This is a genomic window from Vogesella sp. EB, assembly GCF_001037925.1.
Taxonomy (GTDB): Bacteria; Pseudomonadota; Gammaproteobacteria; order Burkholderiales; family Chromobacteriaceae; genus Vogesella; species Vogesella indigofera.
In genome coordinates, this window is the sequence record NZ_LFDT01000005.1 from 69,116 (window position 1) to 84,078 (window position 14,963).

Here is a 14,963-nt window from a genome sequence, read left to right on the forward strand (position 1 = left end):
ATGGTACGCTTTATGCCGAAAGGTTTTTCGACACAATCTCGAACACATCGTTCGACAGCCCCGGTTTGGCCAGTATCTGCTGCAGGGCGGCGGTCATCTGCTGCTGGCGTTGCGGCTCCAGCTTGCGGCGACGGTTGAAGGCCGCCACCAGCCGGCTGGCCACCTGCGGGTTGATGTCATCCAGCAGCATGATCTGCTCGGCCAGGAAGCGGTAGCCGGAACCGTCGGCGGCATGGAAATGCAGCATGTTGCGGCCGAAGCTGCCCAGCAGCGCACGCGCCTTGTTCGGGTTCTTGAGAGTGAACGCCGGGTGCGTCATCGCGTTCCGGACGTGGTCCAGCGTGCACGGCAGCTGGCTGCTGGCCAGCAGGCTGAAGTACTTGTCCATCACCAGCGCGTTGTTCTGCCAGCGCTCGGCAAAGGCGAGATAGCAGTCGGTGCGGACATCGCCGTCACGGTCGCGCAGCGCCAGCAGCGCGCCCATCTGGTCGGTCATGTTGTCGGCGTTCATGCACTGCTGCTCGGCCGCTTCCTCCGGCCAGGCGTCGCTGAGCCGCGTCAGCATCGCCAGCGCCAGGTTCTTCAGCGCACGGCGGCCGGCATCGTCCGGCTGGTAGTCGGCACACTGGTTGATGTCGAAGGCCTCGTGCCATTCACCGCGCAGCGCCTGCGCCAGCGCCGCCAGCACGAATTCGCGCACCGCGTGGATGCGCGCCGGATCGGCGGCGTCGACCATTTCCAGGATCTCGGCCTCCGACGGCAGCGTCAGCATCAGCGCCTTGAACGCGGCATCGGCCTCGTGGTCGCGCAACACCGCGCGCAACGCCTCGACAAAGCCCTCGGCCAGCTGCAACGGGCGGCCGGCGGCGTGATCGGCGATCAGCTGCTTGAACAGGCGCTCGGCGTAGGCCTGGCCGGCCTCCCAGCGCGCGAACGGGTCGCTGTCGTTGGCCATCAGGAAGGCCAGTTCGTCGTCGCGCCAGTCGAACACCAGCTTCACCGGCGCCGAGAAACCGCGCAGCAGCGACGGTACCGGCTGCTGGCTGACGTTGACAAAGGTGAAGCTTTGCTCGGACGCACGCACGTCCAGCACGCGGGTGGTGGCGCCGGCCTCGGCCTCGCCCTCCAGTTGCAGCGGCAGGTCCTGGCCGTCGCGGCCAACCAGACCCAGCGCCAGCGGAATGTGGAACGGCTGCTTGTCGCCCTGCCCCGGCGTCGCCGGGCAGTGCTGCGCCAGATGCAGGGTGTAGCTGAGCGCAACCGGATCGTAGTCGCCGCGCACCGTCAGCTGCGGGGTGCCGGCCTGGCTGTACCACAGTGCGAACTGCGTGAGGTCTACCCCGTTGGCGTCGGCCATCGCGGCGCGGAAGTCGTCGCAGGTCACCGCCTGGCCGTCGTGGCGCTTGAAGTACAGCGCCATGCCCTTCTGGAAGCCGGCTTCGCCGAGCAGGGTATGGTACATGCGCACCACTTCGGCGCCCTTTTCGTACACCGTCATGGTGTAGAAGTTGTTCATCTCGATGTAGCTGTCCGGGCGGATCGGGTGCGCGGTCGGGCCGGCGTCTTCCGGGAACTGCAGCTGGCGCAGGTTTTTCACGTCCTGGATGCGCTGCACCGCACGGCTGTGCAGGTCGGAACTGAACTCCTGGTCGCGGAACACGGTCAGGCCTTCCTTCAGCGACAGCTGGAACCAGTCGCGGCAGGTGACGCGGTTGCCGGTCCAGTTGTGGAAGTACTCGTGGCCGATGATGGCCTCCACGCGCTCGAAGTCGGCGTCGGTGGCGGTATCCTGCCGCGCCAGCACCGCCGAGGTATTGAAGATGTTGAGGCCCTTGTTCTCCATCGCGCCCATGTTGAAGTCGCCGACGGCGACGATCATGTAGATGTCGAGGTCGTACTCCAGGCCGAAGCGCTGCTCATCCCACTGCATCGAGCGCTTCACCGCGCCCATCGCGAACGCGACCTTGTCCTGGTCGGCCGGCACGGTCCAGATTTCCAGCGCCACGCGGCGGCCGCTGGCGGTGATGTAGCTGTCCTTCAGCGCCGACAGCCGGCCGGCCACCAGTGCGAACAGGTAGGACGGCTTGCGGTACGGGTCGACCCACTTCACCCAGTGCCGCTTCTTGTCGGCCATGCCCTCGCCCACCTTGTTGCCGTTGGACAGCAGTACCGGGTACTTCTGCTTGTCGGCGATGATGGTGGTGGTGAACTTGGCCATCACGTCCGGACGGTCGGGATAGAAGGTGATCTTGCGGAAGCCTTCCGGCTCGCACTGGGTATACAGGTTGCTGCCGCCGGAGGCGTACAGCCCCATCAGGCTGCTGTTGGCCACCGGGTCGATCTCGGTTTCCACATCCAGAATGAAGCTGTCCGGTACGTTGGCGATGCTGAGGCCGTCATCGCGCAGGCTGTAGGCGTCGGCGGCCAGCACTTCACCGTCCAGCTGCAGCGACAGCAGCGTGGCCGAGCCGTCCAGCTGCAGCACGTTGGCCGCGGTGGCCGCCGGATTGCGGTGCATGATCAGGCGCGAACGCACGCGCACCAGATTGTCGTCGAGGATGTCGAAGGTCAGGTCGACCTTGTCCACCAGATAGGACGGCACTTGATAGTCTTGCCGGTACTTGATTTGGGCTTGTTGGCTCATGCCATGTTTCCTGTGTAGGGTACGGGGCGGGTCAGCGCACTGCCCGCCCTCCTTGTTGTCTACGCGTAAGCGTCCCCGGTTAATGCGTCGGCCAGCCGGCGCCGTTGTCTTCCAGGCGCAGGCGGCAGGTATCGGCGGCAGTGGCGGCCAGCGTTACCTTGTAAGTGTTCAGTTCGTCGCGGCGGAAGGCGTGGATCTTCACCGAGTCGCCGATGCGGCAGCGGCTGATCGCCTTGTCCAGATCACTGACCTTCAGCCCGTTAACGGCGATGACCACGTCGCCGCCGGCCAGCCCGCCCGCCTGCGCCGCGCCGCCGTCCAGCACGCTGACGAGGCGCACGCCGAGGGCATCGGGCGCGCTCTTCACGCCCAGGGTTGGCCGCAATGGCGCGGCACGGAATTCGTCGACCACGCTGCCGCTGTCGGCCGGGCCGTCGGCCGGTACCATCTGCATCTGAACCCCCTGCGTGGCGAGGAGTTCCGCCAGCGGCAAATCGGAGGTGGAACGGATCGCCATGTCGAAGAACTTGCCGAGCTTGAGGCCGGTCACCTCTTCGGCCACGCGTTCCCACTCGCCTTCCGCCAGCCCCTGGCCATCGGCCAGCCACTTATGCCATAGCGCCAGCATCACCGTGTCCAGGCTCCTGGCGCCGCTACTTTCGCGGCGGATGTGCAGGTCCAACGCCAGTGCCGCCAGTGCACCCTTGGTGTAGTAGCTGACGATGCTGTTGGGGCTGTTCTCGTCCTGGCGGTAGTACTTGGTCCACGCGTCGAAGCTGGAGTCGGCCAGCGTCTGCCTGGTGCGGCCATTGCCGCGCGCGACGCCGGTAATGGTCTTGGCCAACAGGCCGAGATAGCGCTTCTCGTCGATCAGGCCGCAGCGCAGCAGCGCGAGATCGTCGTAGTAGGAGGTGATCCCCTCGAACGCCCACAGCAGCGTGGTGTGGCCTTCGCGGTTCAGGTCGTAGGGGGTGAACACCGCCGGCTTCATCCGCTTCACGTTCCAGCTGTGGAAGTACTCGTGGCTGATCAGGCCCAGCAGCTTGAGGTAGCCGTCGCCGGTCTCGCCGTCAGCCAGGCCCGGTGCCGGCAGGTCGTCGCGGCTGGCCACCAGCGCGGTGGAGGCGCGATGCTCCAGCCCGCCGTAGATGTCGCCGCCGACAAACAGCATGAACACGTAACGCTCGAACGGCGCCGGCTCGCCAAAGAAGCGGATCTGCCACTCGCAGATGCGCTTGGTGTCTGCGGCCAACCTTTTCAGGTCGGCCTGATAGTGGCCGGAGACGATGAACTCGTGCGGCACGCCGCAGGCCTTGAAGCGGATGCGCTCGAACTCGCCCAGTTCCACCGGATGGTCGATCAGTTCGTCGTAGCTGGCCGCCTGGTAGCGGCCGAAACCGGATTTCTTGACCTCGAGCGCCGGCAGGCTGGTCGCCACCTGCCACTTGGCCAGCGCCTTGTCCGGCGGCGGCAGCAGTTCCACTTCGCACGGCGCGTGCTCGAAGCCGTCGGCCTGCAGGAACACGCTGGTACCGTTGTAGAAGCCGCGCTGCTGGTCCAGGTAGGCGCCGCGCACGGACAGGTCGAAGGCATACACGGTGTAGTGCAGCGTCAGTGCGCCCGTCACCGGCGCCGCCTGCCAGCTGTGTTTGTCCAGTTTCTGCAGTGCCACCGCCTTGCCGCCGCTCTCGGCGCGGATGGCCACGATGTGGCGGGCGAACTCGCGAATCATGTAGCTGCCGGGAATCCACGCCGGCAGCCGCAGCACTTGTCCTGCGGCGGCGGGCTGGCGAATGGTCAGCGAGACTTCAAACAGGTGCGCCTGCGGATCAAGCGGGCAGAGGCGATAGCGGACGGCAAAGCTCATGACACAACCCCAGACTGGAAGGGAAAGTGGGGGATTCTAGCACCATGTCCTGTCTGGCGCAGGCAGGGTGGCCGCTTGATCTTCATCAAAATGGGCAAAGGCAATGACAATATAATCGCAGTGGGCAAAAAGGGCTTTTCAGCCTGACACGCCGCGACAGACAGCGCAAAAAGCTGGGGTCACCGGCGCTGTCGTCTGGCCGCTGACACCCGATTTGATTTAGAATGCCTGATTGAATAAATGGGGATTCGGGGCGCTTTCACACCGACTGGAATAACACCGATACCGTGCACCACCAATGTGGTCACCCGGTCTTATGCCATCCACGGCCCTATGCCATCCCCGCGACTTGCCCGACTTCATTTTCATATGGGGTTACGCACCGGGGTTTCAAGTCGCTACGGTTTTACGTTCTAGTTCGCAACCTTGGAGAAAACCCTAAATGGAAACGCAATCCACTTATAACTATAAGGTGGTGCGCCAGTTCTCGATAATGACCGTAGTCTGGGGCATTGTCGGCATGCTGGTTGGCGTCATTATTGCGGCCCAGCTGGTGTGGCCGGAGCTCAATTTCGGGCCCTGGTTCCACTACGGCCGTCTGCGCCCGCTGCACACCAACGCCGTGATCTTTGCATTCGGCGGCTGCGCGCTGTTCGCCACGTCCTACTACGTGGTACAGCGCACCTGTAACGTCCGTCTGCTGTCGGACAAACTGGCTGCCTTCACCTTCTGGGGCTGGCAGGCCGTCATCGTGTTGGCCGCCATCACCCTGCCGCTGGGCCTGACCGCCGGCAAGGAATACGCCGAGCTGGAGTGGCCGATCGACCTGCTGATCACCGTGGTATGGGTTACCTACGCCATCGTGTTCTTCGGCACCATCGCCGTGCGCAAGGTCAAGCACATCTACGTGGCCAACTGGTTCTACGGTGCCTTCATCCTGGCCGTGGCGCTGCTGCACGTGGTGAACAGCCTGGCGATCCCAGTATCGATGTGGAAGTCCTACTCCGTTTACGCCGGCGCAGTCGATGCCATGGTGCAATGGTGGTACGGCCACAACGCGGTGGGCTTCTTCCTGACCGCGGCCTTCCTCGGCATGATGTACTACTTCGTACCGAAACAGGCCGGCCGTCCGGTGTACTCCTACCGTCTGTCGGTAGTGCACTTCTGGGCACTGATCTTCACCTACATGTGGGCCGGTCCTCACCACCTGCACTACACCGCCCTGCCTGACTGGACCCAGTCGCTGGGTATGGCGTTCTCGCTGATCCTGTTCGCGCCAAGCTGGGGCGGCATGATCAACGGCATCATGACCCTGTCCGGCGCGTGGCACAAACTGCGTACCGACCCGGTACTGAAGTTCCTGGTGGTATCGCTGTCGTTCTACGGCATGTCCACCTTCGAAGGCCCGATGATGTCGATCAAGACCGTCAACGCGCTGTCGCACTACACCGACTGGACCGTTGGCCACGTGCACTCCGGTGCCCTGGGCTGGGTTGCCTTCATCTCCATCGGCTCGCTGTACTACCTGCTGCCGCGCCTGTTCGGGCGTGACGGCATGCACAGCACCAAGCTGATCGAAGCCCACTTCTGGCTGGCTACCGTCGGCGTGGTGCTGTACATCGCCGCACTGTGGATCTCCGGTGTGATGCAAGGCCTGATGTGGCGTGCGCTGAACGCGGACGGCACCCTGACCTACGCCTTCGTGGAAGCGGTAAAAGCAACCTATCCGTACCACTTCGTCCGTCTGCTGGGTGGCCTGCTGTTCCTGTCCGGCATGCTGATCATGGCGTACAACACCTTCCGTACCGTTGCCGCTGGTCGTCCGGTTGATGCCAAGATCCCGGCCGTTGTCGCTCACGCGCACTAAGGGACAGAAAGAACCATCATGGAAAAAATCCAGAAACTGATTGAAGAAAACGTCGCCTACCTGATCGTGCTGACCCTGCTGGTGATCAGCATCGCCGCACTGGTCGAGATCGTGCCGCTGATGTTCCAGAAGTCGACCACCCAGCCGATCGCCGGCGTCAAGCCGTACAACGCGCTGCAGCTGACCGGCCGTGACCTGTACATCCGCGAAGGCTGCTACGGCTGCCACTCGCAGATGGTGCGTCCGTTCCGTGCCGAAACCGAACGCTACGGCCACTACTCGGTCGCCGGCGAATCGGTGTACGACCATCCGTTCCAGTGGGGCTCCAAGCGTACCGGTCCGGATCTGGCTCGCGTTGGTGGCCGCTACTCCGACGAATGGCATCGTGTGCATCTGGTCAACCCGCGTGACGTGGTACCGGAATCCAACATGCCGGCATTCCCGTGGCTGGCACGCAACCTGGCCGACGCCGAGGGTGTCGCCGCCAAGATGACCGCGCTGCGCAAGGTGGGTGTACCGTACAGCGACAAGGAAATTGCCGAAGCCCAGGCCATGGTCGAAGGCAAGTCCGAAATGGACGCGATCATCGCCTACATGCAAGGCCTTGGTCTTGCGCTGAAGAACGCGCGCTAAGTCATGGACTTGACCAATCTGGCCCGCATCCTGTTCACGGTATTCTGTTTTGTGACGTTTATCGTGATCCTGATCGGTGCCTTCGGTAAAAAATCGCAGAGGCGTTATGACGATGCGGCCAACCTTGTCTTCAATGGCGACGAGGAAGAGCAGCACGGGATTGACGCCGCTAACGGAGCGAAGAAATGAGTGATTTCGTGAGTGATTTCTGGAGTATCTACATCACGGTGATCGTGATCGTAGGTATCGTCGGTTTGACGTACTTGCTGTTCAGCCAGTCGAAGACCACGGTACAAAAAGGGGAAGAAGTAAAAACCATGGGGCACGTCTGGGATGACGACCTCGAGGAATACAACAACCCGCTGCCGCGCTGGTGGATGCTGATGTTCTACATCACCCTGATCTTCGGCGCCGTCTACCTGGTGCTGTACCCGGGTCTGGGTACCTGGAAAGGCATCCGTGGCTGGACTTCCGTTGGCCAGTACAAGGAAGAAAAAGCCCAGGCGGAAGCCAAGTACCAGCCGCTGTACGACAAGTTCATGAAAATGGACGTGAAAACCGTGGCGGCCGATCCGGAAGCGCAGGCCATGGGCAAGCGCCTGTTCCAGACCTACTGTGTCCAGTGCCACGGCTCTGACGCACGCGGCGCCAAGGGCTTCCCGAACCTGACCGACAACGACTGGCTGTACGGCGGCACCCCGGAAATCATCAAGACCACGCTGGATGGTGGCCGTCACGGCCAGATGCCGGCCTTCGGCGCCGCCTTCGGCGAAGAAAAGGTCAAGGATGTGGCCAACTACGCGATGTCGCTGTCCGGCAAGAAGCATGACGCCGAACGCGCCAGCCGCGGCAAGGAAACCTTTACCGCGGTGTGCGCAGCCTGCCACGGCGCCGACGGCAAGGGTAACCAGGCACTGGGTGCTCCGAACCTGACCGACAACATCTGGCTGTATGGTGGTACCGAGAAGACCATCATCGAAACCGTGACCAACGGTCGCAACAACCAGATGCCGGCCTGGAAAGACTTCCTCGGCGACGGCAAGGTTCACCTGCTGACCTCTTATGTCTGGGGCCTCTCCAACAAGGCCAAAGCAGAGTAATTGATGCTGCTCAATACTGCCCGCGCAAGCGGGCAGTATCTTTTGCGGCATACAATATATCTATTGGTAAAATAAATCGCCATTCAGAACAGTTCGCACAGTACATAATGAATTGTGTATTTCGCGAAATTTTCTAGCCAGGAACCGCAGCATGAGCCAAAAGCTGAAAGACATCCCGGTCAGGGTCGAGCCGGCCAAACCGGAAATGCAGACCGTGTCGCTGTACGAGGCACAGAAAAAGATCCATCCGCGCAGCGTCAGCGGCCTGTTCAACAACTGGCGCATCCTGTTCGTGGTCGCCACCCAGCTGTTCTACTTCGGCCTGCCGTGGCTGCAATGGAACGGGCGCCAGGCGGTGCTGTTCGACCTGGTCAACCGCAAGTTCTACCTGTTCGGCCTCACCATCTGGCCGCAGGACTTCGTCTACCTCGCCGCCCTGCTGATGTGCTGCGCCTTTGCGCTGTTCGCCTGGACCACCATCGCCGGCCGGCTGTGGTGCGGTTACTCCTGTCCGCAAACCGTCTACACCGAGATCATGATCTGGATCGAGCAGCTGGTGGAGGGCGACCGCAACAAGCGCCTCAAGCTCGACAAGGAGGCGATGGGGCTGCGCAAGCTGCGCCTGCGCGCCACCAGCCAGGGCCTGATGATCGTGTTCTCGCTGCTGACCGGCTTTACCCTGGTCGGCTACTTCACGCCGATGCTGGATCTGGTCGCCGCGCTACCGAGCTTCGACTACGGCTCGTGGGAAATCTTCTGGATGTTCTTCTACGCCGGTTTCACCTATCTGCTGGCCGGCCACATGCGTGAGCAGGTGTGCAAGTACATGTGCCCGTACGCCCGCTTCCAGAGCGCGATGTTCGACGAAGACACCCTGATCATCTCCTATGACGAAAAGCGCGGCGAACCGCGCGGCGCGCGCAAGAAGGGCCAGGACAATACCAGTCTCGGCGACTGCATCAACTGCGGCATCTGCGTGCAGGTGTGCCCGGTCGGCATCGACATCCGCAACGGCCTGCAGTACGAATGCATCGGCTGTGCCGCCTGTATCGACGCCTGCGACGAGGTGATGGTCAAGGTCGGCAGCCCGAAAGGCCTGATCCGCTACACCACCGAGGCGGCGCTGGAAGGCAAGTATCCGGAAAGCGAATTCTGGTCGCGGCTGAAGCGGCCGCGCGTGGTGCTGTACCTGCTGCTGCTGGTCATCATTTTCGGTGCCGCGGTCACGTCCTTGGTGATGCGCAAACCGTTCAAGGTCGACATCCTGAAGGACCGCGCCTCGCTGGTGCGCGAGACCGACGACGGCTGGCTGGAGAACAACTACAGCGTGCGCATCATCAACGTGTCGGAAACGGAACAACACTTCCGCATCACGGTCGAAGGCCTGCCGGACCTGAAACTGGTGGTAGACCGCAAGGACATCGTGGTCAAGGCCACCGAGAACGAACAGATCGACGTGCGGGTGCAGGCTGATCCACAATACGCGACCAAGGGCAGCCACAAGATCTACTTCCGGGTCGAGTCGCTACCGGATGGCACCGCCATCGAGGAAAAATCGAGCTTTATCGGAGAATGACGATGCAGAAACAAACAGGGGCGGCGCGCCCCTGGTACAAGGAGCGCTGGTTCTGGCTGTTGATGTCGGGGCCGCTGCTGGTGGTGATTGCCGGCTTTGTCACCTTCGGCATCATCGTGCGTGGCGCCGACGACATGGTCAACGACGACTACTACAAGCAGGGCAAGGACATCAACCTGGAGCTGAAGCGCGACCTGGCCGCCCAGTCGCTGGGCATCAACGCCCAGGTGATGTTCAGCGACGACATGCGCAGCGTGCGCGTGGTCGACACCAGCGCCAAGCCGCTGACCGGCACGCCGGAACTGTTGCTGCTGCACCCGACCCGGCAGCAAGGCGACCAGCGCATCGCCCTGCAACGCGTTGGCGACAAGCTGTACCAGGGCGTACTGAAACCGGACCAGGTCAGCCACTGGTATGTGCGGCTGCAGGATAAACAGGGCAGCTGGCGGGTACAGAGTGAATGGTTACCGGCGGAAGGCGCGATGGTCACCCTCGGCAAGGCCAGCACGGAGCCAACCCCATGATGCACACCACCCTTCCCCGCCGCCAGCTGCTGCTGGCGCTGTCGGCCGGCCTCTTGGCCGCCTGCGCTACCCCGGTGCGGCCAACCCTGGCCTATCTGAACGGCACGGTGTCGTACCGCGAGAAAATACTGTGGCCGCAGGACAAGACCCTGCTGCGCGTGCGCCTGCTGGCGCTGGGCGACAGCGCGGATGCCGCGGCGGTGATCGCCGAGCAATCACTGGAAAAGATCAGCTTTCCGGCCACTTTCGCGCTGTGCTACGACCCGCAGGCCATCGACGCCGGCCAGCGCTACGCCGTGGATGTGCGCCTGTTCGTCGACGGCGAACTGCGCATGCACAGCGCCCGCCCCTATCCGGTGCTGGATGGCGGCACGGCGGCGCCGGACATCACTCTGCAGATGATCTCCGCCTAAAGAAACCGGCCCGCGATTGCGGGCCGTTTTGCTTTAACGCGACGGATGGTTGCGGCCAACGTTGGCCGCAACGCGTCACTCAGGCCACAACACCTCCGGCGAAATGTCGGCCAGCGTGCGGCAACCGGTCAGCGCCATCGCCACCTCCAGTTCCTCTTGCAGCGTGCGCAGCAGGTGCGCCACCCCCAGTGCACCGGCGGTCGCCAGTGCGTGAATATAGGGACGGCCGATCAGCACCGCCGAGGCCCCCAGCGCCAGCGCCTTCAGGATGTCGCTGCCACGGCGGATGCCACCATCCAGCAGCAAGGGCAGCGCACCGTCAACCGCCTCGGCGATGCGCGGTAGCGCGTCGAGACTGGCCGGCACCGAATCCAGCACCCGCCCGCCATGGTTGGACACGATCAGGCCGTCCACTCCCTGCTGCATGGCCCGCCGCGCATCGCGTGGCGCCAGCACCCCCTTCAGCAGCAGCGGCAAGCGCGTCTGTTGCCGCAGCCAGTCGATATCCGCCCAGCTCGGCGCCACCGCCATCAGCCCGTCAAACACCATGCTCTGCCCCGCCGCCAAGGCCGGCTGGAACGGCGCCATGCCCGCCAGATTGGCGGCCTGTACCCGCGGCGGCAGCTGGAAACCGGCACGCGCCTCGGCATTGCGCACCCCGGCCAGCGGCGCATCCACCGTCAGCACCAGCGCACGGTAACCGGCGGCCTCGGCGCGTTGCACCAGTTCCGCCACCACCGCGCGGTCGTGCTGCCAGTACAGCTGGAACCACAATGCGCCCTGCGCCGCGGCGGCGACCTCCTCCAGCGGCGTGCTGGCCAGGGTGCTGACCAGCATGCTGCTGCCCATGGCGGTGGCGGCATAGGCGGCCGCCCGCTCGCCGTCGGCATGCACCAGCTTCTGGTACGCCACCGGCGCCAGCAACAGCGGATGGCTGAGCGACAGCCCGAACAGCTCGCTACGGCAATGGCCGCCGCGGACATCGGCCAGCACCTGCGTCTGCAACTGCCGGCGCGCGAAGGCGGCAAGGTTGGCCGCATGGCTCAGCTCGTCCGCGGCGGCGCTGTCGACATAGGCACGGGCATTGGCGCTCATGTGACGCGCGGCGTAGCGCTGGTAGTCGGCCGCGGACACCAGATCGGCGGGGATGTGATCGAGAGGGAGCAACTTGGCGGTCATGGCGCGGCGCGGGGAAAGTGAAAACCGCACCATAGCCAAATCGAGAATTACTATCAACTACAAGATGCGCGCAAGCAGACACCGCCGCCGACCAGCACCGTCGTCAGGCCCGGCTAGTTGCCGGCATTGCGGAACACGTTGAGAGCAAACAGCAGCACTGCAATGCCGAGCACGATGGACGCCACGCCGGCAACCGGCTCCATGGCACGGTAGCCGCGATGGATGGCCGCCACCGCCAGCATCAACAGCGGCAAGCCGAGGTTGTACAGCCAGAACTGGATGCGCGCCAACGGCGACGCCCCCATGGCCGGAAACTTGCGGAACAGGATGCCGAACAGCGCCATCGACACCCAGCCCAGCAGGTTGAGGTGGGCGTGCACCGGATACAGCGAGCGGTCACCGGAGGCGCCCATGTAGATGCCAAGCCAGACTCCGACCACGAAATACACGGCGGCCAGCCGCAGCCAGACGGTGCCGTGCGGATTGTTCAGCTTGATTTCCATGCTGGCAGCTCCCGGAAAACCTGCTCTGGCCCACCACTGTCGGCCGGAGCAACACTCTTGCCTAACCATAGAACAGTCCAGAGCAACATCAAACCCGGCCCGCATCGGCAACAGCACGTCATGACGCGCTGGCACAGTCCAGCAGCCGGTCGATCGCCATGCCCGGCGCAATGCAGCCAAAGCGGCCTGGCGCCTCGATCAGCAACAGGCCATGCTTGGCCGGGCGCGGAAACCAGCGTTCGCCGCTGCTGACGCGGATATCGCGCACGCCGAATTGCGCCAGCATGGCCAGCGAATAAGTCCACGACGGATAGCGCGCCAGGGCGGTGCGATACGGCGCCTGATAGGCATAGGAGGTGATGCGCTGGTCCACGCCGATGTCGCGGAAAAAACGCGTTTCGCGCTGCAGGCCGTCGCGCAGATAGCGTTCCAGCCGCGCCTGCGCCGTAGCCGGGCTACCCGGTGCAAGCTGCGCCTGCAGCTGCGCGCGGCGGTCGGCCGTGTCCGTCATGCCGCCATGAAAGGCGACGATGGCGTAATCGCCCAGCTCGCGACTTTTCGCGGCGGTGAACACGTAATTGGCACAGGCGGAATTGCAGTACGACGGCACATGCAGGTGCAGCGGCTGACGATGCAGCCATGTGCCCAGCTCCAGACCGTGCGCGAAATTACCGCCGGCACTGCTGATGACCAGCGTCGCCGGCTTCACCGTCGCCGCGTCATAGAGGGCGAACAGGCGGCGATTGGCGGCGGCGGTCAGCTCGCCGTCGTAAATCAGCGCGCGGCCGGAATAGGACAGCGTCACGGTGGTGACGGCCTCGGCCGACGCCGGCAAGGACAGGCTGCTGGCAAGCAGGGCAACGATCAGGGGCGCTTTCATCGCTCTATCGTCGCCCGATAAGCAAAAACGGACAAGCCGCGCGTCATGACGAACGTCGGGCTTGTCCGTTTGGGGGCGACCGCGTTAGACCGGCTTCAGGCGCGCGGTGAAGTGACGCAGGATCGGCGGCTCGTAATCGAAAGCGAGGCCGCGAATGCCGGCGGCACGCGACTGGATGTCGATCAGGCAGTCGGCGATGTAGTCCATATGGTCATTGGTGTACACCCGGCGCGGGATGGTCAGCCGCAACAGCTCGAACGGCGACGTTTCCTGCTCGCCGGTGGCCGGATTGCGCCCCAGCAGCAGCGAGCCGATCTCCACGCCGCGGATACCGCCTTCCAGATACAGCTCGCAGGCCAGCGCGTGCGCCGGGAACTGCTCGGCCGGGATGTGCGGCAACAGCTTTTTGGCATCGACGAACACCGCGTGGCCGCCGGTCGGCGTCTGGATCGGGATGCCGCCGGCCGCCAGCCGCTCGCCCAGATACGCCACCTGACCGATGCGGTAGGCAAGATAGTCTTCGTCCATGCCCTCCCGCAGGCCGATTGCCATCGCCGCCATGTCGCGGCCGGCGAGGCCGCCGTAGGTGATGAAGCCTTCCATCGCCACGCAGCGCACCTGCACCGTGCGGAACAGCTCGATGTCGTCCTTGAAGCAGCACAGGCCGCCGATGTTGACCAGCGCGTCCTTCTTCGACGACATGGTGAACATGTCGCCGTGGCTGAACATTTCACGCACGATGGCCGGTACCGGCACGCCGGCGTAGTCCGGATCGCGCTGCTGGATGAACCAGGCGTTCTCGGCGAAGCGCGCGGCGTCGATGATCACCGAGATGCCGTGCTGGCGCGCCAGCGCCGCCGCCTCGCGGATGCTGGCCATGCTCACCGGCTGGCCACCGGCGCTGTTGCAGGTGACGGTGACGATCAGGCCGGCGACGTTGGCCGCACCGACTTCTTCTATTGTTGCGGCCAACCTTGGCAGGTCGAAGTCGCCCTTCCAGTCGTACGGCGTGGTGGTGTCCAGCGCCTTGGGCGTCAGCACATTGATGGCGCGGGCACCGGCGATCTCGACGTGGGCCTTGGTGGTGTCGAAGTGGTAGTTGGACAGGAATACCGGCTGCGTACCCTGACAGCGCTTGACCAGCTCCGGGAACAGGATCTGCTCGGCACCGCGACCCTGGTGGGTCGGCAGCGTGTGCTGGTAGCCGAACACCTCTTTTACGGTATCGGCCAGCTGGTAGTAGTTGCGGCTGCCGGCGTAGGCCTCATCGCCGGTCATGATGCCGGCCCACTGCCGGTCGGACATCGCGCCGGTGCCGCTGTCGGTGAGCAGGTCGATATAGACATCCTCGCCACGCAGCAGGAACGGGTTCCAGCCGGCCTCGGCCAGTGCCTGGCGGCGGAATTCCGGGGTGGTCTGCTTGATCGGCTCTACCATCTTGATGCGGAATGGTTCGGGAATGCGTCGTGCCATGATGATGCTCCTTGCCTTGCAGCCAAGCTTCAGGCGCACGCCGGCATGCTGCCGGAGCGGGATCGCGCGCAGACAGGCGGCGTGTCAGCGAGGGCCACAAGCGTCAATTCAATTGTAGGAAAGGAAAAGCAGGGGCAGCCGGATGGCTGCGGCAGGCATCAGGCGCGCGGGAAGTCGTAGGCAAGAACGATGTCGAGGGTGTACCAGTGTTCCGTCAGGCAGCCGGACATGGCGGCAGCCCGGAACGAGCAAGCATTGCGCTTCATCGGGCAGTTTCTCCAGGGCTTGGCAACAGGTCGTGCCC

The 14,963-nt window shown here is 63.9% G+C and carries 13 protein-coding genes; 7 read left to right on the plus strand and 6 right to left on the minus strand.

The window, feature by feature from the left end; translation table 11 throughout:
- Positions 1-10 precede the first annotated feature (10 nt).
- Positions 11-2,644, minus strand: a complete 2,634-nt coding sequence (pepN, locus tag ACG97_RS04590; RefSeq protein WP_047966158.1) for an aminopeptidase N — start codon at positions 2,642-2,644, stop codon at positions 11-13.
- Between the two features lie 79 nt (positions 2,645-2,723).
- The gene (locus ACG97_RS04595; protein WP_047966159.1) at positions 2,724-4,511 is read right to left on the minus strand and encodes a M61 family metallopeptidase; all 1,788 of its coding nucleotides are present in this window, start codon (positions 4,509-4,511) and stop codon (positions 2,724-2,726) included.
- 442 nt (positions 4,512-4,953) lie between these two features.
- On the opposite strand from ACG97_RS04595, the gene ccoN reads away from it, so the two are divergent.
- The 7 genes from ccoN to ACG97_RS04630 all read left to right on the plus strand — a co-directional run bounded on the left by ccoN (position 4,954) and on the right by ACG97_RS04630 (position 10,624).
- Positions 4,954-6,378: a cytochrome-c oxidase, cbb3-type subunit I gene (ccoN, locus tag ACG97_RS04600; protein WP_047966160.1), complete on the plus strand. Its 1,425-nt coding sequence runs from the start codon at positions 4,954-4,956 to the stop codon at positions 6,376-6,378.
- Between the two features lie 18 nt (positions 6,379-6,396).
- Positions 6,397-7,011, plus strand: coding sequence for a cytochrome-c oxidase, cbb3-type subunit II (ccoO, locus tag ACG97_RS04605; protein ID WP_047966161.1), 615 nt, complete (start codon positions 6,397-6,399; stop codon positions 7,009-7,011).
- Between the two features lie 3 nt (positions 7,012-7,014).
- Complete coding sequence (locus ACG97_RS04610) at positions 7,015-7,200, plus strand: cbb3-type cytochrome c oxidase subunit 3 (RefSeq protein WP_047966162.1); 186 nt, start codon at positions 7,015-7,017, stop codon at positions 7,198-7,200.
- On the plus strand, positions 7,197-8,111 hold the full coding sequence (ccoP, locus tag ACG97_RS04615; protein WP_047966163.1) for a cytochrome-c oxidase, cbb3-type subunit III: 915 nt from the start codon (positions 7,197-7,199) through the stop codon (positions 8,109-8,111). The genes ACG97_RS04610 and ccoP overlap by 4 nt, the downstream gene beginning before the upstream one ends.
- 151 nt (positions 8,112-8,262) lie before the next feature.
- Positions 8,263-9,687 (plus strand): cytochrome c oxidase accessory protein CcoG, encoded by a 1,425-nt coding sequence (gene ccoG, locus ACG97_RS04620; RefSeq protein WP_047966164.1) that lies wholly within the window; start codon positions 8,263-8,265, stop codon positions 9,685-9,687.
- A gap of 2 nt (positions 9,688-9,689) precedes the next feature.
- The gene (locus ACG97_RS04625) at positions 9,690-10,211 is read left to right on the plus strand and encodes a FixH family protein (RefSeq protein WP_047966165.1); all 522 of its coding nucleotides are present in this window, start codon (positions 9,690-9,692) and stop codon (positions 10,209-10,211) included.
- A complete protein-coding gene (locus ACG97_RS04630; RefSeq protein WP_053068066.1) occupies positions 10,208-10,624 on the plus strand; it encodes a YbaY family lipoprotein in 417 nt (138 codons plus the stop codon). Before ACG97_RS04625 ends, ACG97_RS04630 begins: the two co-directional genes overlap by 4 nt.
- 75 nt (positions 10,625-10,699) lie before the next feature.
- Here the strand turns inward: ACG97_RS04630 and ACG97_RS04635 are convergent, their stop codons facing one another.
- The 4 genes from ACG97_RS04635 to ACG97_RS04650 all read right to left on the minus strand — a co-directional run bounded on the left by ACG97_RS04635 (position 10,700) and on the right by ACG97_RS04650 (position 14,659).
- Complete coding sequence (locus ACG97_RS04635) at positions 10,700-11,803, minus strand: alpha-hydroxy acid oxidase (RefSeq protein WP_082133645.1); 1,104 nt, start codon at positions 11,801-11,803, stop codon at positions 10,700-10,702.
- A 113-nt stretch (positions 11,804-11,916) separates the two neighbouring features.
- On the minus strand, positions 11,917-12,306 hold the full coding sequence (locus ACG97_RS04640) for a hypothetical protein (protein WP_047966167.1): 390 nt from the start codon (positions 12,304-12,306) through the stop codon (positions 11,917-11,919).
- A 118-nt stretch (positions 12,307-12,424) separates the two neighbouring features.
- Positions 12,425-13,186: a hypothetical protein gene (locus ACG97_RS04645; protein WP_047966168.1), complete on the minus strand. Its 762-nt coding sequence runs from the start codon at positions 13,184-13,186 to the stop codon at positions 12,425-12,427.
- Positions 13,187-13,270: 84 nt separating this feature from the next.
- Entirely contained in the window at positions 13,271-14,659 is a 1,389-nt protein-coding gene (locus ACG97_RS04650; RefSeq protein ID WP_047966169.1) for a tryptophanase, read from the minus strand.
- Positions 14,660-14,963 lie beyond the last annotated feature (304 nt).

What these genes read in the sequence shown, in the direction of transcription:
- ACG97_RS04645 (WP_047966168.1), bottom strand. Translation starts at nt 13,186, where the DNA reads ATGAAAGCGCCCCTGATCGTTGCCCTGCTTGCCAGCAGCCTGTCCTTG.
- ACG97_RS04635 (WP_082133645.1), bottom strand. Translation starts at nt 11,803, where the DNA reads ATGACCGCCAAGTTGCTCCCTCTCGATCACATCCCCGCCGATCTGGTG.
- ACG97_RS04640 (WP_047966167.1), bottom strand. Translation starts at nt 12,306, where the DNA reads ATGGAAATCAAGCTGAACAATCCGCACGGCACCGTCTGGCTGCGGCTG.
- ccoG (WP_047966164.1), top strand. Translation starts at nt 8,263, where the DNA reads ATGAGCCAAAAGCTGAAAGACATCCCGGTCAGGGTCGAGCCGGCCAAA.
- ACG97_RS04610 (WP_047966162.1), top strand. Translation starts at nt 7,015, where the DNA reads ATGGACTTGACCAATCTGGCCCGCATCCTGTTCACGGTATTCTGTTTT.
- ccoO (WP_047966161.1), top strand. Translation starts at nt 6,397, where the DNA reads ATGGAAAAAATCCAGAAACTGATTGAAGAAAACGTCGCCTACCTGATC.
- ACG97_RS04650 (WP_047966169.1), bottom strand. Translation starts at nt 14,659, where the DNA reads ATGGCACGACGCATTCCCGAACCATTCCGCATCAAGATGGTAGAGCCG.
- pepN (WP_047966158.1), bottom strand. Translation starts at nt 2,644, where the DNA reads ATGAGCCAACAAGCCCAAATCAAGTACCGGCAAGACTATCAAGTGCCG.
- ccoP (WP_047966163.1), top strand. Translation starts at nt 7,197, where the DNA reads ATGAGTGATTTCGTGAGTGATTTCTGGAGTATCTACATCACGGTGATC.
- ACG97_RS04630 (WP_053068066.1), top strand. Translation starts at nt 10,208, where the DNA reads ATGATGCACACCACCCTTCCCCGCCGCCAGCTGCTGCTGGCGCTGTCG.
- ACG97_RS04595 (WP_047966159.1), bottom strand. Translation starts at nt 4,511, where the DNA reads ATGAGCTTTGCCGTCCGCTATCGCCTCTGCCCGCTTGATCCGCAGGCG.
- ccoN (WP_047966160.1), top strand. Translation starts at nt 4,954, where the DNA reads ATGGAAACGCAATCCACTTATAACTATAAGGTGGTGCGCCAGTTCTCG.
- ACG97_RS04625 (WP_047966165.1), top strand. Translation starts at nt 9,690, where the DNA reads ATGCAGAAACAAACAGGGGCGGCGCGCCCCTGGTACAAGGAGCGCTGG.